We start from the raw sequence: 21,608 nt of genomic DNA, 5'->3' as shown, positions 1-21,608 counted from the left end.
GTCTACACCCCCCTGACCAGCATCAGCGCGGCCACCACGACGGTCGCCCCGGCCAGCATCGACAGCGCATATGATCGAACGAAACCGCTCTGCCACAGCCGTATTCGATTCGACGATGCGGTGACCAGCGTGCCGACGCCGACCCCGGCGCCGTCGACACCCTCGGATTCGAGGACGTCGAGACCTCTTGCCAGTGCCTGGCCGGGTCGCATCAACACGCGCTCGTTGAACGCGTCGCCGTAGAGGTCGCGGCGTGCCGCGACCGTCAGTGCGGTGACCTCGCGCGGTGCCGTCAGCGGGATCGGAGCCTGGGCGTATCGCGCCCACGCGACACCGATACCCGCCGCGACCACCACCAGGACACCCACCGTCACCACCCAGGTGGGCACCGGCAGCTCGCTGTGATGCTCGCCGACCACGGGTGTCAGCCAGTGCACCAGTGCGTCGCCGCTGACCAGCAACCCACCCGCGGCGACCGATCCGAGCGCGAGCAGGATCATCGGGCCGGTCATCGTGGCCGGCGCCTCGTGCGGATGTGCCTCAGGTGCCCAACGCTTCTCGCCGAAGAAGGTCATCAGCATGATGCGGGTCATGTAGAAGGCGGTGATGCCCGCGCCGAGCAGCGCGGCCCCACCGAGGAGTACACCGCGTGCGCCACCTGCACCGAAGGCCGCCTCGATGATCGGGTCCTTGGAGAAGAATCCCGAGAACGGGGGTACCCCGATCAATGCCAGATACCCGAGCCCGAAGGTGACGAAGGTGATCGGCATGAGCGTGCGCAGGCCGCCGAATCGGCGCATGTCGGTCTCGTCGTTCATCGCGTGCATCACCGAGCCCGCCCCGAGGAACAACCCGGCCTTGAAGAATCCATGGGTGAGCAGATGCATGATCGCGAATGCGTAACCGGCCGGCCCCAATCCGGCGGCCAGCACCATGTATCCGATCTGGCTCATCGTGGAGGCGGCCAGTGCTTTCTTGATGTCGTCCTTGGCGCAACCGATGATCGCGCCGAACAGCAGTGTCACCGCTCCGACGACCGCCACGGCCAGACGGGCGTCGGGGGCGACGTCGAAGATCGCGTGCGAACGGGCGATCAGATAGACGCCTGCGGTCACCATGGTCGCCGCATGGATGAGCGCCGACACCGGCGTCGGGCCCTCCATCGCGTCACCGAGCCACGATTGCAACGGTACCTGGGCGGATTTGCCGCACGCGGCGAGCAACAGCAGGAAACCCAATGCGGTCATGGTGGCGTGTCCGGCGGCGTCGGCGCCGGCGAACACGGTGGTGAACGAGACCGATCCGAAGGTCGCGAACATGACCATCAGCGCGACCGCCAACCCGATGTCGCCGACGCGGTTCACCACGAACGCCTTCTTCGCGGCGGTCGCCGCCGAGGGCCGCTGCTGCCAGAACCCGATCAGCAGGTAGGACGCGAGACCGACTCCCTCCCAACCGAGATAGAGGCCGAGGTAGGAGTCGGCGAGTACCAGCACGAGCATCGCGGCGAGGAACAGGTTGAGGTAGGCGAAGAATCGGCGACGATCGGGATCCGAGGCCATGTAGCCGATCGAATAGATGTGGATCAGGGTGCCGACGCCGGTGATCAACAGCACGAAGCACATCGACAGCTGATCGAGGTAGAGCCCCATGTCGACGCTCAAGCCGCCGCTGCCGGTGCCGGCCGGGGTGATGTGCAGCCACGTGAACAGCACCTGGTGTACGGGACGGTCGGCGGTGTTCCGGCCGAGCATCCCGACGAACAGCGCGACGCCGGCGCAGAACGATGCGGCGGCCAGCACGCATGCGAGATAGTGCCCCCAGCGGTCGGTGCGCCTGCCCGCCAGCAGCAGGACGGCCGCACCCAATAGCGGCAGCGCGGGAACAACCCAGAGAATGCTCGCCGATGTGTCGGTGCTCATGCCGCCCTCCTCATCTCCCGGCCGTCCCTATCTCCGCAGCAGGGCAGCGTCGTCGACCGAGGCGCTGCGCCGGGATCGGAAGATCATCATGATGATCGCGAGTCCGACGACCACCTCGGCGGCCGCGACCACCATCGTGAAGAACGCGATCACCTGCCCGTCGACGCTGCTCTGCATGCGCGCGAAGGTCACGAACGACAGGTTCGCCGCGTTGAGCATCAGCTCGACGCACATGAACACGACGATCGCGTTGCGCCGCAACAACACCCCGGCCGCACCGATGGCGAACAGCAGGGCCGAGAGATACAGGTAGTTCTCGGGATTCACTTCGCCGTCCCCCGATCCGGTTGTCGGGCGCGCAATCGTGCGTTGACCGACAACTCCGACGGCGTGCCATCGGGCAGCAGGGCGGGGATGTCGACGGCGTTGTGCCGGGCGAAGACTCCCGGACTCGGCAGCGGTGTGACGTCGATGCCCTTGCGGAACCGCTCGATGGAGATCTCCCGCTGGGTCCGCTTCGGCCCGAAGCGTTCTCGGTGCGCCAGCACCATCGCGCCCAGCGTCGCCGTGATCAGCAGGGCGCCGGTGAGTTCGAACGCCCACAGGTAGCGCACGAAGATCAGTTCGGCGATGGCCTCGACGGCTCCGTTGCTCCCCGGTGGCCGGGCTGCCACCGCGCCCGGCGGTGCGGTGATCGCGACGGTTGCCGCACCGATACCGCCACACAACAACGCGCCGAACCCGATTCCCAACACCACCGCGGCAACCCGTTGCCCGCGTAGCGTTTCGACCAGGGAATCCGACGAGTCCACGCCAATCAGCATGAGCACGAACAAGAACAACATCATCACCGCGCCGGTGTAGACCACCACCTGCACGACGCCGAGGAACAGGGCGCCCTGCGCGACGTAGAAGACGGCGAGCACGATCATCGTGGTGGCCAGGAACATCGCCGAATACACGGCCTTGGTGGCGAAGACCACCCCCAACGCGCCGGCGACGGCCACGACGCCGAGAATCCAGAACTGCACCGCCTCACCGGTGGAGGTGCGGGCGGCGTCGGCGAGGACTGCATCGGTCAGTGCCGCACCCGATTGCGCCACGACTGTCGAGGCGCTCACGGTACGACCTCGGCGCTGGTGGTCTCAGTGTCGGCGGTCCGGCCGGTCACGGTACCGTCGGGGCCCACGCGTCCCAGGTAGTAGTCGGCCTCTCGTGGTGCGGTCCCGGCTGCGGCCGCAGCGCTGACATCGTGCGGTGTCGGCGCGGTGCCCGCCGGTAATGGCGCGAGCAACTGCTGCTTCTCGTAGATGAGGTCGGCGCGGTTGTCGTCGGCGAGCTCGTAGTCGTTGGTCATCGTCAATGCCCGGGTGGGGCAGGCTTCGATGCACAGGCCGCAGCCGATGCACCGGAGGTAGTTGATCTGGTAGACGCGGCCGTAGCGTTCGCCCGGCGAATAGCGCTGCTCGTCGGTGTTGTCGGCGCCCTCGACGAAGATGGCGTCGGCCGGGCAGGCCCATGCGCAGAGTTCGCAGCCCACGCACTTCTCGAGACCGTCGGGGTGCCGATTGAGTTGGTGCCGACCGTGATAGCGCGGTGCGGTGGGTTTCTTCTCCTCGGGGTACTGCTCGGTCACCGTCGGTGCGAACATCGACGAGAACGTCACACCCATGCCGCTCAAGGGTTTGGGGGGCTTGAGGAAGTCAGGCATCGGTGGTCTCCTTCGCGGGGAGTTGGCCGGGTAGGGGCGGTACCGGGAAGCCGCCGGCCATCGGGTCGAACGGGATCGCGCTTCGGGGCGCGGGGGTGTCGGCTACCGGGGTGTGCGGTGCCGGGCGCACGACGCGCCGGACGAGCCAGAACAACAGGAGGGTCACCACCAGCCCGACGGCCGCCGACACCAACGCTCGTGGCACCGTGTCACTCGCCGAACCGAATGCGGCGCGGATCAGCGCGACGATCATCACCCAGGTCAAGGACACCGGGATGAGGACCTTCCAGCCGAGATTCATGAACTGGTCGTAGCGCAGACGCGGCAGGCTGGTGCGCAACCAGATGAAGACGAACATGAAGACCCAGACCTTGAGGGTGAACCACAGGATCGGCCACCAGCCGGAATTGGCTCCGTCCCACAGACTCAGCGGCCACGGAGCCTGCCAGCCGCCGAGGAACAGCGTGGTGGCCAGTGCCGACACGGTCACCATGTTGATGTACTCGGCGAGCATGAACATCGCGAACTTCAGTGAGGAGTACTCGGTGTGGAAGCCACCGACGAGTTCGCCCTCGGCCTCGGGGAGGTCGAAGGGCGCACGGTTGGTCTCGCCGACCATGGACACCGCGTAGATGACGAAGGACGGGAGCAACACCAGGCCGTACCAGTAGTTGTGTTGTCCGGCCACGATCTCCGAGGTTGACATGGTGCCCGAGTCGAGGAACACCGCGGCGAAGGTCAGGCCCATCGCGATCTCATAGGAGATGACCTGTGCGGTCGAGCGCAGTCCGCCGAGCAGGGGATAGGTGGACCCGGAGGACCACCCGGCCAACACGATTCCGTAGACCCCGATCGACGCCATCGCCAGGATGAACAGCACCCCGACGGGCAGGTCGGTCAGTTGCAGCGGGGTGTGGTGGCCGAACACCGACACCATCGGGCCGAACGGGATCACCGCGAACGCCATGATCGCCGGGACCACGGCGATGACGGGTGCGACCAGGTAGAGGACCTTGTCGACGCCGAACGGTGTGATGCCCTCCTTCAGTGCGAGTTTCACACCGTCGGCCATGCTCTGCAGCATCCCGTGCGGACCGACCCGATTCGGGCCGAGCCGGGCTTGCATGCGGGCCATGATCTTTCGTTCGGCCAGGATCGCGACGAGTGGATTGGCCACCAGAAAGGCGAAGACCGCCACCGCCTTGATGAGCACGAGCCACCACGGGTCGTGACCGAAGTCGGCGAGATCGGGATAGTCGGTGGCTGCCAGGTTCACGACTGCCCTTCCGCCGGACGGACGGCGACGACGTCGCCGGATTCTGCATGCAGCTGCGAACGGACATGCGAGGACACCGAATAGGTGGGCACCCACACCACGCCGTCGACCATGTCGCTGATCAGCAGTGGAAGGGTCAGTGTGCCCGAGTCGGTACTCAGTTCGACGTCGTGTCCGTCGGTGAGTCCGGCAGCGCTCGCCGTGGCCGCCGAGCACCGTGCCACCGATGGGTGCGCGGTGCCGGCGAGATACGGCTCGCCGTCTTGGAGTCGGCCGTCGTCGAGCAGCAGATGCCAGGTCGACAGCACCGCCTCACCGGGGCCGGGTGTGCGGGCCGCCGACACCGGGGGTACCGGTATCTCCGGTCGAGGGCCCGTCCACGGCCCGAGGCGGCCCAATTGTGCTCGAATATCGGTGATCTCGCGGCAGTCCAGCGAGACACCCGCCGCCTGCGCCAGCGCGTCGAGGACCCGATGATCCGACAGACGCCCGGTGTCGGCGAGGGCGGCCGGGAACGGGCGTGCCCGCCCTTCCCAGTCGAGGAACATCCCCGCCTTCTCCGCGGCCGCCGCGACCGGCAGCACCACGTCGGCGCGTTCGGTCACCGCCGATGTCCGGATCTCCAGGCTCACCAGGAATCCCACCGCGTCGAGGGCGGCGATCGCGGCGGCGGGGTCGGGGAGATCGGCCGGATCGACGCCACCGACGAGCAGCGCGTCGAGACGGCCGGTCGTTGCGGCGGAGAGGATCTCACCGCTGTCGCGCCCAGGGATGGACGGGAGATCGCGCGCCTGCCAGAGCCCGGCGACCTGGAGTCGTGCGGTGGCATCGGTGACCGGCCGGCCGCCGGGCAGCAGCGTCGGCAGCGCGCCGACTTCCACCGCTCCGCGATCGCCGGCGCGTCGTGGTATCCATACCAGTCGTGCGCCGGTCCGTTCGGCGAGTCGCATCGCCGCGGGGAGGGCGCCCGGAGCGCTGGCGAGACGTTCGCCGACGATGATCACCGATCCCGCGTCGCCGAGCAGCGCCGCGGTGGAGTCGTCATCGAGTACCGCGGCCTCGGCGCCGGGAACGGTGGGAAGTACTGTGCCGTTCAGCTTTTCGATGCCGGGACTACGCCACGACGCGATCGCGTGGACCCGGGTGCCGGTGGTGCGCACCGCGCGACGCAGTCGCAGGAAGACGATCGGTGACTCCTCCTCCGGCTCGAATCCGGCGAGCAGCACGGTTGGCGCCGCGACCAGTGCGTCGTAGGTGAGGTCGTCGGCGCGGGCGGCGACGTGGCGGGTGAGGAAGGCGGTCTCCTCGGCGCTGTGCGGCCGGGAGCGGAAATCGATGTCGTTGGTGCCGAGAACGGTTCGCGCGAACCGGACGTAGGCGTAGGCGTCCTCGGCGGTGATCCGGCCGCCGGTGAGGACTCCGGTACGTCCCCGGGCGGCCTGCAGTCCGTCGGCGGCGGCGCGCAACGCCTGCGCCCACGACACCTCCCGCAGCTGTCCGTGCCGGTCCCGGACCAGCGGGGTGGTGAGCCGATCGGCGCCGGCGGTGTAGGCGAACGCCCAGCGTCCCTTGTCGCAGTTCCACTCCTCGTTGACCGCGGGATCGTCGGCGGCCAGGCGCCGCAACACCTTTCCACGCCGATGGTCGGTGCGCTGGGCGCAGCCGCTCGCACAGTGTTCGCAGGCGCTCGGGGTGGACACCAGATCGAACGGCCGGGCGCGGAAGCGGTAGGCGGTACCGGTCAGCGCACCGACGGGACAGATCTGCACGGTGTTGCCGGAGAAGTACGAGTCAAACGGGGTTCCGTCGGCGGTGCTGACCTGTTGCAGCGCACCACGATCGGCGAGGTCGATGAGCGGGTCGCCGGCGATCTGGTCGGCGAAGCGGGTGCAGCGGGCGCACAGCACGCACCGCTCCCGGTCGAGCAGCACCGCCGAGGACAGCGGAACCGGTTTGGTGTAGGTGCGTTTGGGCCCGGTGAACCGCGAGCGCGGACGCCCGGCGGTCATCGCCTGGTTCTGCAGCGGGCATTCACCGCCCTTGTCGCAGATCGGGCAGTCCAGCGGATGGTTGATGAGCAGCAGTTCCATCACCCCGCGCTGGGCCTTCTCGGCGATCTCCGAGCCGAGTTGGGTGCGGACCTCCATGCCCTCGGTGACCGTGGTGGTGCATGAGGCGAGCGGTTTGCGCTGCCCCTCGACCTCGACGAGACACTGCCGGCACGCACCGACCGGGGCGAGCAACGGGTGATCGCAGAATCGGGGAATCTGGATGCCCACCCGTTCGGCAGCCCGGATCACCAAGGTGCCGGGGGGTACCCGGACCTCGGTGCCGTCGATGGTCGCGGTGACGAGTTCGACGGGCTCGGCGGACGAGGGCCGGTCGGACAGTGCGGTCATCGGCTCGCTCCCGGGACGTACGGCGTGCGGTGGTCGGTGAAGACGGTCGACGCGGCGGGATCGAACGGACAGCGCCCGCGCGCATCCGGACCCGACCCGGGGCGGGTGTGGGCGAGAAACTCGTCCCGGAAGTACTTGAGCGCCGAGACGATCGGGCTTCCGGCGCCGTCGCCGAGTGCGCAGAACGACTTCCCGACGATGCTGTTGGTGACGTCGGCGAGGACCGCGAGTGCCGCGGACATCTCATCGGCGTCGAGGTCGCCGGACTCGATGGCGCGTAGCTGTTGCACCAGCCAGTAGGTGCCCTCCCGGCACGGCGTGCACTTGCCGCATGACTCGTGCGCGTAGAACTCGGTCCAGCGCAGCACCGCCCGTACCACGCACGTGGTCTCGTCGAAGATCTGTAAGGCCTTGGTACCCAACATCGATCCGGCCTCGGCGACGCCCTCGTAGTCCAGCGGTACGTCGAGATGGTCGGCGGTGAGCATCGGTGTCGACGATCCGCCCGGCGTCCAGAACTTGAGGTGGTGCCCGTCGCGGACGCCACCGGCCCGATCGAGTAACTGCCGCAACGTGATCCCGAGGGGAGCCTCGTATTGGCCCGGATGGTTGACGTGTCCCGACATCGAGTACAGGGTGAATCCCGGCGATTTCTCGGTGCCCATGGCGCGGAACCAGTCGATGCCGTTGCGCAGGATCGCCGGGACGCTGGCGATCGATTCGACGTTGTTGACCACCGTCGGACTCGCGTACAGGCCGGCGACCGCGGGGAACGGCGGCCGTAGTCGGGGCTGCCCGCGACGGCCCTCGAGCGAATCGAGCAATGCCGTTTCCTCACCGCAGATGTAGGCGCCGGCGCCGGCGTGCACCACGAGGTCGATGTCGACTCCCGATCCGAGGACGTCACGCCCCAGATAGCCTGCGGTGTAGGCCTCGTCGACGGCCTGCCGTAGGCGACGCAGCACTCCGACGACCTCACCGCGCAGGTAGATGAAGGCGTGGCGTGCCCGGATCGCGTACGCCGCGATGATCGCCCCCTCCACGAGGGCGTGCGGAGACGCGAGCATCAACGGCATGTCCTTGCAGGTGCCCGGCTCGGACTCGTCGGCGTTGACCACCAGATAGTGTGGTGGCGCGTCCGGATTCGGGTCGTCTCCTTTGTTCTGCGGGATGAACGACCATTTCAGTCCCACCGGGAAGCCCGCCCCGCCGCGCCCGCGCAATCCCGCCGACTTGACCGCCTCGATGACGGCGTCGGGAGCCAGGTCCAGCGCGGCCCGCAGACCGCGATATCCGTTGTGGCGCAGATAGTTGTCCAGGGTCCACGAGTCCGGCTCCGCCCAGTGCCGCGACAGGACCGGCGGCGCTGCGGGCTCGTCCTCGACCGGATACTCGGTGGCCCCGTCATCACCGGCCCCGGCATCACCTGCGGTGGGCGGCGCGACCTCTCCGACTCCGGCCAATACGGCTGCGGTGTCCCGGAATCCGGCCACCGCCCGATCACCACGACTGGGCGTCACCTCGACCCCGGCCCGCAGGTCCTCGACGAGCTCGACCACCGACTCCGGGGTCTTCTGATCGAAGAACTCCCAGTTGACCATCACCACCGGGGCGAGATCGCAGGCCGCGTTGCATTCGAGGTGCTCGACGGTGATGCGGTGATCTTCTGTGGTCTCACCGGGTGCGACACCGAGGTGTTCACACACCGTGCGTAGGATCTCGTCACCGCCGAGGACCCCACAGAGGGTGTTGGTGCACACACCGATCAGATACTCGCCGGTGGGCGTGCGGCGGAACATCGAGTAGAAGGTGGCCACCGCGGCGACCTGGGCGTCGGTGAGGTCGAGGATCTCGGCGCACAGTGCGATACCGGCGCGGGTGAGGTGTCCGTCCTGGGACTGCATCAGGTGCAGCAAGGGTAGCAGCGCCGATCGGGACTGCGGGTAACGCGCGACGATCGGGGCGGCAGCCTGTCGCAGACGATCGGCGACGTCATCGGGATAGGTTGCCGGACCGTCGAATTCGATCGGTCCGTGCGGGCGTGCGACGCACGCGGCGGGTTCGGCCGGCGCGGGTTCGGGTGGCGGCCCGTCGATTCCCAGTTCGAGGTACACCGGTTCGCTCATCGGTCCACGCCTCCCATCACCGGGTCGATGCTGGCCACGGCGGTGATCACGTCGGCGACCATGCCGCCCTCGCACATTGCCGCCACGGCCTGCAGGTTGGTGAACGACGGATCGCGGAAATGCACTCGGTAGGGCCGGGTTCCGCCGTCGGAGACCATGTGGACACCCAGCTCACCGCGCGGCGATTCGATCGCCACATAACACTGGCCCGGTGGCACCCGCATACCCTCGGTGACGAGTTTGAAGTGGTGGATCAGCGACTCCATGGATTCGCCCATGATCTCGGCGATGTGGGCGGGGGAGTTGCCGAGTCCGTCGGGTCCGAGCGTGAGATCGGCGGGCCAGGCGATGTTCGCGTCGGTCACCATCACCGGTCCGGGCCGCAGCCGTGCCAGGCACTGTTCGACGATCCGCACCGACTCACTCATCTCTCGCACGCGAATCACATAGCGCCCGTAGGAGTCACAGGTGGTCTCGGTGATCACGTCGAAGTCGTAGTCCTCGTACCCGCAGTAGGGCTCGGTCTTGCGGACGTCGTGCGGGAGGCCGGTGGATCGCAGGACGGGCCCGGTGATGCCGAGCGCCATGCACCCGGTGAGGTCGAGGAAACCGACGTCGCAGGTGCGCGCTTTCCAGATGTAGTTGTCGGTCAACAGGTCCGAGAGTTTGGCCAGTTGCTCGGGCAGGCCGGCGACGATCGCGGCGATCTGCTCCACGGCGCCGTCGGGGAGGTCGGTGGCCACTCCACCGGGCCGGATGAAGGCGTGGTTCATCCGTAGGCCGGTGACGAGCTCGAAGATGTCGAGAATCTGTTCGCGGATACCGAAACCGGAGAACATCGCGGTCACCGCACCGAGTTCCATACCGCCGGTGGCCAGGGCGACCAGGTGGGAGGTGATCCGGTTGAGCTCCATGAGCATCACCCGGATGACCGAGGCGCGCTCGGGGATGGCCTCGGTGATGCCCAGGAGCTTCTCCACCGCCAGGCAGTAGGCCGTCTCGTTGAAGAACGGTGAGAGATAATCCATGCGGGTGACGAAGGTGACGCCCTGAATCCAGTTGCGGTACTCCAGGTTTTTCTCGATCCCGGTGTGCAGGTACCCGATTCCGCATCGTGCCTCGGTGACCGTCTCGCCCTCGATCTCCAGGATCAGCCGCAGCACCCCGTGCGTGGACGGGTGCTGCGGACCCATGTTCACCACGATCCGCTCCTCGCCGGAGTTGGCGGCGGCGCGCGCCGACACCTCGGCGACGATCTCGTCCCAATCCTGGCCGGAGACGGTGTAGGTGTGTTCGGGGCGTGCGGCGTGACTCGGCCGCGGGTCGAGATCGGTCATGAGTACGACCTCCGGCGATCGGGTGGTGCAACCTGGGTTCCCTTGTACTCCACCGGAACCCCGCCCAGCGGGTAGTCCTTGCGCTGTGGATGACCCACCCAGTCGTCGGGCATCGAGATCCGGGTGAGCGCGCGGTGGCCGTCGAAGACGATGCCGAAGAAGTCGAAGGTCTCGCGTTCGTGCCAGTCGTTGGTCGGGTAGATCTCGCACAGGCTCGGGATGCGCGGGTCGGCGTCGGGGACCGCCACCTCCAGCCGCAGCCGCCGATTGTGGGTGATCGACGCCAGCGGATACACCGCGTGGAGTTCGCGGCCGGTGTCGTCGGGATAGTGAACCCCGTTGACGCCCAAGCACAATTCGAAGCGCAGCGCCTCGTGGTTGCGCAGCGTCAGCGCTACTACGGCCAGATGTCGGGCGACGACGTACATCGTCATCTCCCCGGCGTGGATCTCCACCTTCTCGATGGCCTCGTCGAAGCCCGGACCCTCGTTTGCGTCGAGCGCGGCGGAGAGTGTGTCGGCGATGTGGTCGAAGTATCCTTCGTAGGGCCGGGTCGCGGCGGGCAGGGTGACCGTCTGCACCAGCCCGCCGTATCCGGAGGTGTCGCCGCTGCCGTGCACCCCGAACAGGCCGTGGCGCACCGCGATCACCTCGTCGGGTGCGGCCGCGCCGGTCGTCTCGTCGTCGGTCATCGCAGCAGACCCTTCAGCTCGATCGTCGGAGTGGCCTGCAGGGCCGCCTGTTCGGCCGCCCAGATGGCCTCTTCGCGATTGACGCCCAGCGGCATCTCGCCGATCTTGCGGTGCAGCGCGAGGATGGCGTTGAGCAACATCTCCGGGCGTGGCGGACAACCCGGTAGATAGATGTCGACGGGTACCACGTGGTCGACGCCCTGCACGATCGCGTAGTTGTTGAACATGCCGCCCGAGCTGGCGCAAACACCCATCGCCAGAACCCATTTGGGCTCGGTCATCTGGTCGTAGATCTGGCGCAGCACCGGCGCCATCTTCTGGCTGACCCGTCCGGCGATGATCATCAGGTCGGCCTGACGCGGCGAGGCGCGGAAAGCCTCCATCCCGAACCGCGCCAGATCGTAGCGACCGGAGGTGCTCGCCATCATCTCGATGGCGCAGCACGCGAGGCCGAAGGTCGCGGGCCACAGCGAGCCCTTGCGCATGAATCCCGCCAGGTCCTCCACAGTGCTCAGCAGGAATCCACTGGGCAGTCTCTCTTCGAGGCCCATCGCCTACCTCCTCGCCGCGCCGGACGGGTCACGGGCACATGTGTGCCGAACTCGCTATCGGTGCGCTCCCTTGTGCTCGACTCGTGCCGGATCTGTCACGTCAGTCCCACCCCAACCCGCCGCGGCGCCATTCGTAGGCGTAGGCCACCGACACGTTCACGATGAACAGGGCCATCGCCGCCAGGCCGAACCAGCCGAGCGCGTCGAAGGCCACCGCCCACGGGTAGAGGAAGACGATTTCGATGTCGAAGATGATGAACAGCATCGCGGTCAGGTAGTACTTGACCGGAATTCTCTGCACCACAGTCCGTCTCACGTCGGACAGGGTGGACGTCCCCGAACCGCCGCCGATGGGTTCGATACCGCACTCGTAGGCATCGAGTTTGGCGCGGTTGGCCCGGCGCGGCCCCACCGCCGAGGCGATGACGACCGAGAACACCGCGAAGCCGAGCGCGATCGCACCGAGAACGAGGATCGGAACATAGGCGTTCATCGCCGATCGACTCCCTCCGTGCGCTCGCTCAGTGGGTGTGAGCTGCTGGGTAGTAGCGAGCTGATGTGAGCTACAACACAACCTTACAAGCGCATGCCGCCGTGTCGAGACATTTGGCGGAGTTTTCGGACGACCGTCCCGACCGGGAGCCGAAATACCTGTTCAGGACTGTTGCTGCGAGAGCTTTCCGCGCAACATGTCGCCCAGGGCTGCCGGCAATTCGATCGGATCGACCGGAAGCGTCGCGGCGGCGTCGGCCCGCGACCAGTCGGCCAGCCAGCGGTCGGCGGCGCGACCGATCAACACCAGCGTCGGCGGCCGCGGATCATATTCGTCGCTCATCTGCTTGGCTATGCCCAGCCCACCCTCGGGCGAGGCCTCACCGTCGAGGATGGCGACGTCGACGTTGCCGGCATCGAGTTGGGCGAAGACCATCGGCCCGGTCGCCACCTCCAAGAAGCTCAACTCCGGCAGATCGGGCACAGGCCGGGTGCCCAGTGCGCCGATGACCTGGCGACGGGTGTCGGCGTCGTCGGAGTACACCAACACCCGCAACACCGAAGGTCGCTGGGGCAAAGCATCATCGGTGCTGGTCACGTGGTCGGTGCCGCTCACGGGATCGATGCTACGTCAGTGTTCGGTGGAGAACCCGGTACGACGGCGATGCGATTCGAGCGCGAGCGTGACCAGGCGGTCGATGAGGTCGGGGTAGGGCAGTCCGGTGGCATCCCAGAGCTTCGGATACATCGAGCCCGGGGTGAAACCGGGAATCGTGTTGACCTCGTTGAGGAGCCAGCCCCGACCGAACTCCTCGTAGAAGAAGTCCACGCGTGCCATGCCCGCGCAACGCATCGCCGTGAACACCTTCGCCGCGAGCTCGCGGACGTCGGCGGCGGCCTGCGCCGACAGCGGTGCCGGGATCACCAGCTTCGCGGCACCGGTGATGTATTTGTCCTCGTAGTCGTAGAATTCGCTGCCCGGCATGATCTCCCCGGGCACCGACGTCTCCGGCAGCGCATTGCCGAGCACGGCCACCTCGACCTCACGGCCGTCGACCATTTCCTCGATGACGACGACGTCGTCGTAGCGCAGCGCGAGATTGATCGCGGCGTCGAGTTCGGCGGCATCGTGGGCCTTGGTGATCCCCACCGACGAGCCCATGTTCGCGGGCTTGACGAACAGCGGAAGCCCCATCTCTTCGATAGCCCGGAAGGCGATGGTGCGCGGATCGTCGACGCCATCGCGGAACTCCAGCCACCGGCACTGCGGGATCCCGGCCTGCGCGGCAACCACCTTGGCCATCGCCTTGTCCATGCACACCGCGGAGCTGAGCACCCCGGCGCCGACATAGGGCAGCCCGAACAGCTCCAACATGCCCTGGATCGTGCCGTCCTCACCGTGCGGTCCGTGCAGCAGCGGCAACACCACACCGATGGCGTCGTCGGACTGTCGGCGCAACTCGGCGAGCGGTTCGACGGCCGTACCGGCGATCTCGAGTTCACCGGGCAGCTCGGTGCCCTCGGCGAGCGCGGCGATCACCTTGTCGTTGCGCACCCAGGTGCCGTCCTTGGCGATGCCGATGGGCCTCACCTCGTACTTGGCGGGGTCGGCGGCGGCGATCACGTGCGCCGCGGTGACCCGGGAGACGTCGTGCTCGGCGGACACACCGCCGTAGAGCACGATCAGACGCAGCAGGGGAGAGGCCATGGGGTCACGATAGCGTTAGGGCGTGCACATCCAGGCAAGTGAGATCGCCGACGTTGTCGGCGGAGAGCTGACCAACGGCGAGGACGTCACGGTGACCGGCGCGACCATCGATTCGCGTGCCGTCGCCGCCGGGCAACTGTTCGTCCCGATCGTCGCCGCCCGCGACGGACACGATTTCATCGGTTCGGCCGTCGCCGCGGGCGCCACGGCATACCTCACCTCGCAGCCCCCGCGTGCCGAGGTCGCCGCCGCCGCGATCACCTGCGCCGACACCGCGGCCGCGCTCGCCGACGTCGGACGACTGGTGCGTCGCCGTCTGCCCGAACGGGTCGTCGGGGTGACGGGGTCGGTCGGCAAGACCTCCACCAAGGACCTGCTCGCCGGGGTGCTCGCGACGACCTTCATCACCGCCGCCAGCGAGAAATCGTTCAACAATGAACTGGGCCTGCCACTGACGCTGGCGAACGCCCCCGACGACACCGAGGCCGTGGTCGTCGAGATGGGGGCGCGCGGCGTCGGGCACATCGCCGAGTTGTGCTCCATCGCCCGCCCGACCGTCGGGATCGTCACCCGCGTCGAGGGCGTCCACCTGGAATTGTTCGGCGACATCGAATCGGTCGGCCGGGCCAAGGGCGAACTCGTCGAGTCACTGCCCGCCGACGGCATCGCCGTCCTCAACGCCGACCACGAGCGCGTGATCGCGATGGCCGGGCGCACCTCGGCGCAGGTGCTGAGCTATGGGCTGACCCCGTCGGCCGACGTCAGCGCCACCGACATCACCGTCGACGCGGCCCTGCGCGCGTCGTTCCGGCTGCATACGCCGTGGGGGTCGACGCAGGTGAGCCTGGGTGCGCGCGGCGAACACCAGGTGTCCAACGCGCTGGCCGCGGCCGCGGCCGCCGGCGGGCTGGGGGTGCCCGTCGAGGCCATGGCCGACGGCCTGCTCGGTGCGGCGCTGTCGGGGTTGCGGATGGAACTGCACACCACCGACGCCGGCGTCACGATCCTCAACGACGCCTACAACGCCAACCCGACGTCGATGGCCGCGGCGCTGCGGTCGCTGGCCGCGCTCGACGGTCGCCGTCGGATCGCGGTGCTCGGCACGATGGCCGAACTCGGGGCCGATGCACCGGCCGCGCACGAGCAGATCGCGGAGCAGGCGCAGTCACTCGGGGTCGAGGTGATCGCCGTCGACGAACCGTCTTACGGAACGTTTGCCCGGCACGTCGGCGACGTCGCGGCCGCCGTCGCCGCCCTCGACGACCTCGCCGAGGGTGATGTGGTGCTCGTCAAGGGCAGTCGGGTGGCCGCACTCGAGCGGGTCGCCGACGCACTGGGGTGACAGTGCCTGACCCATGTCGTGCACGCCGACGTCAGTAGGGGTAGCGCGGCATATCACTCCGGGCGGTCAGCCACTGCGTTTCGGTGAACGCGTCCAGGTTGGCGTCGATGCCACCCACGCGTCCGCCATTTCCGGAGGCACCGAGTCCGCCGAAGGGAACTACAGCTTCGTCGCCGACGGTCTGATCGTTGACGTGCACTAGTCCGGCGGGGATACGCGACGCGAGTTCGATTCCGCGCATCGGGTCGGCGGTGAGGACGCCCAGCGAGAGCCCGTAGTCGCTGTTCGTGGCGATCTGGGTGGCCTCTTCGATGTCGGAGAACGAGATCACCGGGGCAACGGGGCCGAAGACCTCGTCCCGGAACGCGGGAGTATCCTGGGCCGACCCGGCCAAGACCGTTGGGCGATAGAACAGTTCGTCATAGCTACCTCCGGCCGCGAGCTGTGCTCCCGCGGATACGCTGGCCGTCACCAGCCGATGGATCCGGTCGCGCTGCCCGACGTCGATGATCGGGCCCAACGCGACGTCGTCGACGAAAGGGTCTCCGACCGGAAGTCGTTGTGCGTGCTGTGCCAGCAGAGCTGTGTAGTCATCGACGATGCTCTCGTGGACGATGTGCCGCCCGGACGCCATGCATATCTGTCCCTGATGGAGGAAGGAGCCGAAAGCCCCTGCCGATACTGCAGTTTCGACATCCACGTCGTCGAGGACGATCAGTGCGTTGTTGCCGCCGAGTTCGAGGTGGGCTCGTTTGAGATGTCGGCCCGCGAGTTCGCCCACGGCGCGACCGGCCTGGGTGGAACCGGTGAATGCGATCACTCGCACCGAGGGGTGCACGACGATGGCTTCTCCGGCCGCTGCGTCGCCGGGGAGCACACTGAGGAGCCCCGCGGGGAGCCCGGCCTCCTCGAAGATCCGGGCAAGGAGCACCCCGCCACTGACTGCGGTACGCGGATCAGGCTTGAGTACAACGGCATTGCCCAACGCCAGCGCGGGAGCGACCGCGCGGATGGACAGGATGACGGGGAAGTTGAAGGGGGCGATGACCCCCACCGTGCCCACCGGAACCCGCCGAGACAGACTCAGCCGCTGCTGCTCGGACCGGAGAACCGCTCCGAATGGGTGCGCCGCCAATGCTGCTGCGTTGTAACACTCTTCCGCTGCCGCGTGGGTTTCGATACCTGCTTTCGCTCGGACGCTGCCTGATTCGCGGATGAGCCACTCGTGGATCTCGTCGGTGTGGTGTTCGAAGAGTTGCCCTGCGCGACGCAAGACCGCGGCGCGATCGGTATAGGGTTTCTCCGCCCATTCGCGCTGCGCTGCACGTGCCCGATTGGCGGCATCGGCGACATCGTCCGGGGTTGCCATGCCGATGACGCCCAATTCTACGCCGGTGGCCGGTTCTGTCACGACGTGGTCTGGTGCGCTTCCTCGAATCCATGCGCCGACAAAGATCTTCGAGGACCAGACGCAGGAGTCGAGCAGGGAGGTGGCAGGCGCTGCCTGTCGTGTGGATGTGGCATTCATGGGATGGTGTCCGATCTGCATCGAGGTGGTTGGTGTGACTCAGGGGGTGGTGTCGTCCAACCGAGAAGGGGGATCCGGGCGTCGATTCACGGTCGCGCGCGACGGGAATGCCGTCATGGCGATTTCCGTGTATGGGCGGCCCTGCGCCGCGCCCCGCCCGCGACCTGCGAGGCTGCCGAGCCAAGCGAGAGCGAAGGAGACCGGCACGGTGACGATGGCGGGAATACCGAGCGGGAAGATCGCGTCGTCGCCCATCACGTTGGGCCCCAGGGCCACGAGCACGATACTGAGCAGCAGTCCTCCCGTTACCGCCGCCTGGGCGCCGGTGCGAGTGAACCCACGCCAGTAGATCGTGAGCACGATGACCGGTGTCAGTGTGGCGGCGGCGATGGCGAACGCCACGTTTGCCAGGAAGCCCACATTGAGGTTCTGCGCGCCCAGCGCGAGGAAAATCGCGAGCACAGAAATGATCAGACCGGCGATCCTGCTCACCGTGACTTCTCGGCGCGGGCTGACATTTCCACGTTTGATGACATTCGCGTACAGATCGTGCGCGGCAGCGCCCGAGGCGGCGATCGCGATCCCGGAGAGTACGGCGAGGATCGTCGCGATGACCACGCCGGCGAGAACGGCGAGCAGGATGTTGCCGCTGACGGCTTCCGTGAGCCGGGCGATCGCCAGATTGCCGCCTTTGTTGTCGTCGAGGATCTGTTGTCGCCCCACCTCGTTCAGTGATGCATAGCCGAAGATCGGCAGAAGCAGGAAGAAGACCGAGAAGATGATCATCGCGATCAACGTCGACGACCGCGCGGCTCGGGTGTCCTTGGTGGTGAGGAACCGCAACATGACGTGCGGCAGACCCATCACCCCCAGCGCGAGGCCGACCATCAACGAAACGTTGTTCCAGGAGTTCGTGGCGTCGAGCCGATGTGCGCTGACGATCTGACTTCCGAACCGATCGGCCGATTCGGTGATGGGGCCCAGCGGATTCCAGCCGGTGTGGGCGATGACGAACATCAGCAGAACGAAGACGACGGCGATCAGCAGTACGCTCTTGAATGCTTGGATGTAGGTTGCCGCGACCATCCCGCCGAGGAGCATGTAGGCGGTCATGAGTACTGCAAGTACCACCACCGCCACGGAGAAGGGCACGCCCAGAAGGAGTTCGGCCAGCACCCCGGCGCCGACGAATTGGATCATCATGTAGATCATGCTGATCAGCAGTGTCGTCACCGCCATCGACCCGCGCAGGAGCCGCCCGTCGAAACGGTGGGAGACAACGTCGGCCAAAGTGTATTTGCCGAGATTGCGCAATGGCTCGGCCACGATCAAGAGTACGAGCAAAAAAGCGGTGGGAATCCCCAGGGCGAGGTAGAAGCCGCTGAAACCGGTCAGTGCGACGGCGCCGGTGATGCCGAGAAGTGAAGCGGCGGAGAGCTGTTCGCCAGCCAGTGCCAGCCCGTTCTGTAGGGCGGAGACGCGCTGACCGGCGACGTAGTGGTCGCCGGCATCCTTGTTGCGTCGGGACGCGAGCACCGCGAGCCCCAATGTGATGGCGACGATCGTCGACACCACGACCACCGATAACGTGTCCATCAGAGGACTCCTCCCCGGGTGTCGACCCGGTTCATTCGAACGCAATGGGTCGCCGCGATGCCGAGAACGGCTACAAAGTCGATGAACCCGATGACGTATCCCACGCCGATGCCTCCGATGTGCCCGTCGAAAAGGGGCGTGAAGAGCATCGTCAGGGTGAGTGCCATGAGAAGAACGAAAGCGGCGCAGCCGACGAGGATGTTGCGACGCATCTGGCGTCGGGTACTCGCGGGCAGGTCTCCACGGACCTGGTCCGGGAGGTCGAGTGAGGGGGTCATGTGAAACTCCATGCGGTAGAAGGGGCGTGCAGTCCGCCACATGCCGGGCGGGTTATCTTGCAGCTCACTCATCGTCTGGGAAGTCCAGGGGCATTGACCACATGCCCTCTCATCATTCGGAAAAGGCTCGTAGCATTGCGTCGAGTGACGTCGGTGCAGGACTCGGTGACGGTACGGCGGAGATGACATGGCTGAATCGAGGAGTTCCCTGAGCCGAGCGCTGTCGATCCTGGAATCGTTCAGCGAGGATCGGCCGGAACAGACACTGAGGGCGATCGTGTCGGCCACTGGCCTCCCGCCCGCCACGGCGCATCGATACCTGGCCGAGTTGGTCAAGTGGGGTGGCCTCGACCGAACCGGCCGCGGCACGTACACGGTGGGTCGTCGGTTGTGGCAGCTCGGGGCGCTTGCGCCACGGGAGCGCCAACTCAGGGATGTCGCGTTGCCGGTACTGGAAGACCTCTTCGAGACGACGCACGAGGTGGTGCACCTGGTGGTTCTCGACGACCTGCGTGCTCTCTATATCGAGAAGCTCGAGCCTCGGGCCAGGGCGGGCGCCTCGGTGTCCTCACAGGTCGGTTACCGCCTACCGTTGCATGCCACGGGCCCCGGAAAGGTGCTCTTGGCCTTCGGTGATTCCAAGACGCGTGAAGAGATCCTGGCGGGAGAGCTGCCCCGAATGGCCTCACAGACCATCACCGATCCGCACACGCTGCAGCGTGCGCTCGCGGAGATCCGCTCGACCGGGTTCGCCATCTCACGCAACGAGATGACGGAGGGCAATGCCTCGGCGGCGGCACCCGTCTTCGACAAGTCCGGCCGGGTGGTCGCTGCGATCTCTGTGGTGGTTCCCGCCGCGAATCCCAATCTCAGTGCGCTGGCGCAAGGTGTGCGGGTTGCCGCCGCGGTCATCACCCGAACCCTCAGGGCGTGACCGCCGCGGCATGCTGCATCAGAGCTCGAGACGAGGGTCAGCGGCGACGTCGACCTCGACGACCAGCGGACTCGTGCGCTCGGCGAGTGACGGGATGATCTCGTCCAGCGCGACGTCGAGTTCGTCGGCGCTCACCACTCGCGTGATCGGGCAGTTCAGCCCCGCGGCGAGGGTGCTGATCGAGACCTCCTCGAACGACGGCCAGGGTGCGGGCCCGCGTCCTTCGCGGGCGGCAAGGCGATCCATGATCGCGTAGCGTCCGTTGGCCAGTACGACGAACACCGTCCCGACGTTGTAACGTGCTGCAGTCCAAAGGGATTGAATCGCATACAGCGATGATCCGTCCCCGATCACACACACGACCGGACGATCCGGGGCGCCCATTTTCAGGCCGATCGCTGCGGGCATCGCGAATCCGAGGCCGCCCATCGCGGCGCTGACGAAGCCCAAAGGGGCTCGTGCGGGCAGCAGCTCATGGAGATCGGATCTGCTCGATGGGGTTTCCTCCACGAGGACGGCGTCGGGTGGGAGTCGTCGGCTCAGAGACCCCAGGACGTGTGCGGCGCGTAGCGCAGATCCCGGTTCGGTTGGTGGAGTCTTTATCGGATGTTGCTGCACCACAGTGCCTTCCGGTCGAGACCGGATCGACTTCGACAAGTCGTCGGCGAATGCTGCAGGGTCGGCCAGCACGGCAAGGCGAGCGGGACTACGGGAGGCCTCTGCGTCGATGTCGGTGATCACCACCACCGAAGTCGTGGAGGGTACGAGCGGCCCCTCGTCGAAGGGATACTGACGAAAGACCGGCGCGCCGATGACGATGACCAGATCAAATGGCTCGAGCGTCCTGCGTAATCCCGCCCGGGCCGCCGGAAGGTGGCCGACGAACAATCGGTGATCCTGCGGGAATCCGGCACGGGCGCCGAACGCCTCCTGGAAGACCGGACAATTCAGCCGTTCCGCGAGAGCGGTCGAGGCGCGCCATCCGGCGTCGCTGTCGAGACCCGTTCCGACCACGAGGGCAGGTGAACGACTCTCGTCGATCAATTCGGCAATTGCTGTCACCGATTCGGGACTGCTCCGGCGACCGATCACGAGGTGGTCACTCGCGGCGTTCTCGGTGTCTCCGGCGGGCATCAGCCAGTCGTCCATGGGAACGATGACCAGCGCGGGCCCTCGACCGATCGTCGCTTCCCGGAATGCGCGCTGGATCGCTCCCGGGACGTCTTGCGCGCGTACCGGTTGGTCGACCCAGACCGGGTAATCGCCGGCGAGTTGACTGAGCCGCCCGGCCAGGAACGGCTCCAGCGCAAGGTGTCTGCGGTCCTGCTGACCGACGACCACAACCAGCGGTGCTCGGTTCACCCGCGCCGTTGCCAGGGCTCCGACGGCATTTCCCAGTCCGGCAGTGGTGTGCAGGACGACCAGCGCCGGAGAGCCTGTCGCGAGCGCGTGCCCGGTGGCGATGCCGACCACCGAGCCTTCATGAAGTGCCAGAACGAATTCCAGGTCATCTGGAAGGTCGGTCAGGAACGAGACCTCGGTGGAACCTGGATTGGAGAAAATGGTTGTCATGCCGGTATGACGCAGTACGTCGAAGGTGGCAACGCGGACCGTGTGCATGGGGACTCCGATGGTCGAGATAGATGGCGGGCGAATGAGAGCGACCACCTGGCGATGCGTGGTCGGCCCAAAAGAGTTCGTCGCACCGGCGACTCT

Annotated in this window: 19 protein-coding genes; 2 read left to right on the top strand and 17 right to left on the bottom strand. The window is 67.0% G+C overall.

All coding sequences use genetic code 11. The annotated features are described in order from the left end of the window. Positions 1 to 2: 2 nt before the first annotated feature. From nuoL to AC5ZH6_RS25875, 13 genes are all read right to left on the bottom strand, one after another. The gene (nuoL, locus tag AC5ZH6_RS25935; RefSeq protein ID WP_288336947.1) at positions 3 to 1,922 is read right to left on the bottom strand and encodes an NADH-quinone oxidoreductase subunit L; all 1,920 of its coding nucleotides are present in this window, start codon (positions 1,920 to 1,922) and stop codon (positions 3 to 5) included. Between the two features lie 27 nt (positions 1,923 to 1,949). Beyond that, positions 1,950 to 2,249 (bottom strand): NADH-quinone oxidoreductase subunit NuoK, encoded by a 300-nt coding sequence (gene nuoK / locus AC5ZH6_RS25930; RefSeq protein WP_006371695.1) that lies wholly within the window; start codon positions 2,247 to 2,249, stop codon positions 1,950 to 1,952. Continuing rightward, a complete protein-coding gene (locus tag AC5ZH6_RS25925; protein WP_288336953.1) occupies positions 2,246 to 3,025 on the bottom strand; it encodes an NADH-quinone oxidoreductase subunit J in 780 nt (259 codons plus the stop codon). The genes nuoK and AC5ZH6_RS25925 overlap by 4 nt, the downstream gene beginning before the upstream one ends. A gap of 14 nt (positions 3,026 to 3,039) precedes the next feature. Then, positions 3,040 to 3,633 (bottom strand): NADH-quinone oxidoreductase subunit NuoI, encoded by a 594-nt coding sequence (nuoI, locus tag AC5ZH6_RS25920; protein ID WP_288336946.1) that lies wholly within the window; start codon positions 3,631 to 3,633, stop codon positions 3,040 to 3,042. After that, a complete protein-coding gene (gene nuoH, locus AC5ZH6_RS25915) occupies positions 3,626 to 4,909 on the bottom strand; it encodes an NADH-quinone oxidoreductase subunit NuoH (protein WP_288336945.1) in 1,284 nt (427 codons plus the stop codon). The genes nuoI and nuoH overlap by 8 nt, the downstream gene beginning before the upstream one ends. Beyond that, positions 4,906 to 7,308 carry an NADH-quinone oxidoreductase subunit G gene (locus tag AC5ZH6_RS25910; RefSeq protein ID WP_288336944.1) on the bottom strand — a complete coding sequence of 801 codons (2,403 nt, stop codon included), beginning with the start codon at positions 7,306 to 7,308 and terminating at the stop codon, positions 4,906 to 4,908. The genes nuoH and AC5ZH6_RS25910 overlap by 4 nt, the downstream gene beginning before the upstream one ends. After that, positions 7,305 to 9,434, bottom strand: a complete 2,130-nt coding sequence (gene nuoF / locus AC5ZH6_RS25905; protein ID WP_288336943.1) for an NADH-quinone oxidoreductase subunit NuoF — start codon at positions 9,432 to 9,434, stop codon at positions 7,305 to 7,307. The genes AC5ZH6_RS25910 and nuoF overlap by 4 nt, the downstream gene beginning before the upstream one ends. Then, entirely contained in the window at positions 9,431 to 10,771 is a 1,341-nt protein-coding gene (locus AC5ZH6_RS25900; protein ID WP_014361874.1) for an NADH-quinone oxidoreductase subunit D, read from the bottom strand. The genes nuoF and AC5ZH6_RS25900 overlap by 4 nt, the downstream gene beginning before the upstream one ends. Continuing rightward, entirely contained in the window at positions 10,768 to 11,463 is a 696-nt protein-coding gene (locus AC5ZH6_RS25895; RefSeq protein WP_288336942.1) for an NADH-quinone oxidoreductase subunit C, read from the bottom strand. The genes AC5ZH6_RS25900 and AC5ZH6_RS25895 overlap by 4 nt, the downstream gene beginning before the upstream one ends. Beyond that, positions 11,460 to 12,014 (bottom strand): NuoB/complex I 20 kDa subunit family protein, encoded by a 555-nt coding sequence (locus AC5ZH6_RS25890; protein WP_288336941.1) that lies wholly within the window; start codon positions 12,012 to 12,014, stop codon positions 11,460 to 11,462. The genes AC5ZH6_RS25895 and AC5ZH6_RS25890 overlap by 4 nt, the downstream gene beginning before the upstream one ends. 100 nt (positions 12,015 to 12,114) lie before the next feature. Further along, positions 12,115 to 12,507, bottom strand: coding sequence for an NADH-quinone oxidoreductase subunit A (locus AC5ZH6_RS25885; protein ID WP_006371686.1), 393 nt, complete (start codon positions 12,505 to 12,507; stop codon positions 12,115 to 12,117). A gap of 162 nt (positions 12,508 to 12,669) precedes the next feature. After that, entirely contained in the window at positions 12,670 to 13,122 is a 453-nt protein-coding gene (locus AC5ZH6_RS25880) for a DNA-binding transcriptional response regulator (RefSeq protein ID WP_035728510.1), read from the bottom strand. A gap of 15 nt (positions 13,123 to 13,137) precedes the next feature. Then, positions 13,138 to 14,214 carry a D-alanine--D-alanine ligase family protein gene (locus AC5ZH6_RS25875; protein WP_006371684.1) on the bottom strand — a complete coding sequence of 359 codons (1,077 nt, stop codon included), beginning with the start codon at positions 14,212 to 14,214 and terminating at the stop codon, positions 13,138 to 13,140. A 22-nt stretch (positions 14,215 to 14,236) separates the two neighbouring features. Here AC5ZH6_RS25875 and AC5ZH6_RS25870 point away from each other — a divergent pair, with 22 nt between their 5' ends. Next, positions 14,237 to 15,556, top strand: a complete 1,320-nt coding sequence (locus AC5ZH6_RS25870) for a UDP-N-acetylmuramoyl-tripeptide--D-alanyl-D-alanine ligase (RefSeq protein WP_006371683.1) — start codon at positions 14,237 to 14,239, stop codon at positions 15,554 to 15,556. A 31-nt stretch (positions 15,557 to 15,587) separates the two neighbouring features. On the opposite strand, the gene AC5ZH6_RS25865 is transcribed toward AC5ZH6_RS25870, so the two are convergent. Genes AC5ZH6_RS25865 through AC5ZH6_RS25855 form a run of 3 tightly spaced genes read right to left on the bottom strand, consistent with a single transcriptional unit; the run spans position 15,588 to position 18,958 of the window. Further along, positions 15,588 to 17,105 carry a benzaldehyde dehydrogenase gene (locus AC5ZH6_RS25865; protein WP_050955298.1) on the bottom strand — a complete coding sequence of 506 codons (1,518 nt, stop codon included), beginning with the start codon at positions 17,103 to 17,105 and terminating at the stop codon, positions 15,588 to 15,590. A gap of 18 nt (positions 17,106 to 17,123) precedes the next feature. Next, positions 17,124 to 18,680 (bottom strand): sodium/solute symporter, encoded by a 1,557-nt coding sequence (locus tag AC5ZH6_RS25860; protein ID WP_006371681.1) that lies wholly within the window; start codon positions 18,678 to 18,680, stop codon positions 17,124 to 17,126. Further along, positions 18,680 to 18,958: a hypothetical protein gene (locus AC5ZH6_RS25855; protein WP_035728537.1), complete on the bottom strand. Its 279-nt coding sequence runs from the start codon at positions 18,956 to 18,958 to the stop codon at positions 18,680 to 18,682. Before AC5ZH6_RS25855 ends, AC5ZH6_RS25860 begins: the two co-directional genes overlap by 1 nt. Before the next feature lie 187 nt (positions 18,959 to 19,145). On the opposite strand from AC5ZH6_RS25855, the gene AC5ZH6_RS25850 reads away from it, so the two are divergent. Further along, positions 19,146 to 19,892, top strand: a complete 747-nt coding sequence (locus AC5ZH6_RS25850) for an IclR family transcriptional regulator (RefSeq protein WP_006371679.1) — start codon at positions 19,146 to 19,148, stop codon at positions 19,890 to 19,892. An 18-nt stretch (positions 19,893 to 19,910) separates the two neighbouring features. On the opposite strand, the gene AC5ZH6_RS25845 is transcribed toward AC5ZH6_RS25850, so the two are convergent. Next, a complete protein-coding gene (locus AC5ZH6_RS25845; protein WP_006371678.1) occupies positions 19,911 to 21,512 on the bottom strand; it encodes a thiamine pyrophosphate-dependent enzyme in 1,602 nt (533 codons plus the stop codon). Positions 21,513 to 21,608 lie beyond the last annotated feature (96 nt).

This window comes from Gordonia sp. YC-XJ4 (assembly GCF_059511865.1).
This window is presented reverse-complemented; position numbering and strand designations above follow the sequence as displayed.

Excerpts from the sequence above, each read along its gene's own strand:
- nuoL (WP_288336947.1), bottom strand. The coding sequence starts at position 1,922 with ATGAGCACCGACACATCGGCGAGCATTCTCTGGGTTGTTCCCGCGCTG.
- nuoI (WP_288336946.1), bottom strand. The coding sequence starts at position 3,633 with ATGCCTGACTTCCTCAAGCCCCCCAAACCCTTGAGCGGCATGGGTGTG.
- AC5ZH6_RS25910 (WP_288336944.1), bottom strand. The coding sequence starts at position 7,308 with ATGACCGCACTGTCCGACCGGCCCTCGTCCGCCGAGCCCGTCGAACTC.
- nuoF (WP_288336943.1), bottom strand. The coding sequence starts at position 9,434 with ATGAGCGAACCGGTGTACCTCGAACTGGGAATCGACGGGCCGCCACCC.
- AC5ZH6_RS25900 (WP_014361874.1), bottom strand. The coding sequence starts at position 10,771 with ATGACCGATCTCGACCCGCGGCCGAGTCACGCCGCACGCCCCGAACAC.
- AC5ZH6_RS25895 (WP_288336942.1), bottom strand. The coding sequence starts at position 11,463 with ATGACCGACGACGAGACGACCGGCGCGGCCGCACCCGACGAGGTGATC.
- AC5ZH6_RS25890 (WP_288336941.1), bottom strand. The coding sequence starts at position 12,014 with ATGGGCCTCGAAGAGAGACTGCCCAGTGGATTCCTGCTGAGCACTGTG.
- AC5ZH6_RS25885 (WP_006371686.1), bottom strand. The coding sequence starts at position 12,507 with ATGAACGCCTATGTTCCGATCCTCGTTCTCGGTGCGATCGCGCTCGGC.
- AC5ZH6_RS25875 (WP_006371684.1), bottom strand. The coding sequence starts at position 14,214 with ATGGCCTCTCCCCTGCTGCGTCTGATCGTGCTCTACGGCGGTGTGTCC.
- AC5ZH6_RS25865 (WP_050955298.1), bottom strand. The coding sequence starts at position 17,105 with ATGCAGATCGGACACCATCCCATGAATGCCACATCCACACGACAGGCA.
- AC5ZH6_RS25860 (WP_006371681.1), bottom strand. The coding sequence starts at position 18,680 with ATGGACACGTTATCGGTGGTCGTGGTGTCGACGATCGTCGCCATCACA.
- AC5ZH6_RS25855 (WP_035728537.1), bottom strand. The coding sequence starts at position 18,958 with ATGACCCCCTCACTCGACCTCCCGGACCAGGTCCGTGGAGACCTGCCC.
- AC5ZH6_RS25850 (WP_006371679.1), top strand. The coding sequence starts at position 19,146 with ATGGCTGAATCGAGGAGTTCCCTGAGCCGAGCGCTGTCGATCCTGGAA.
- AC5ZH6_RS25845 (WP_006371678.1), bottom strand. The coding sequence starts at position 21,512 with ATGCACACGGTCCGCGTTGCCACCTTCGACGTACTGCGTCATACCGGC.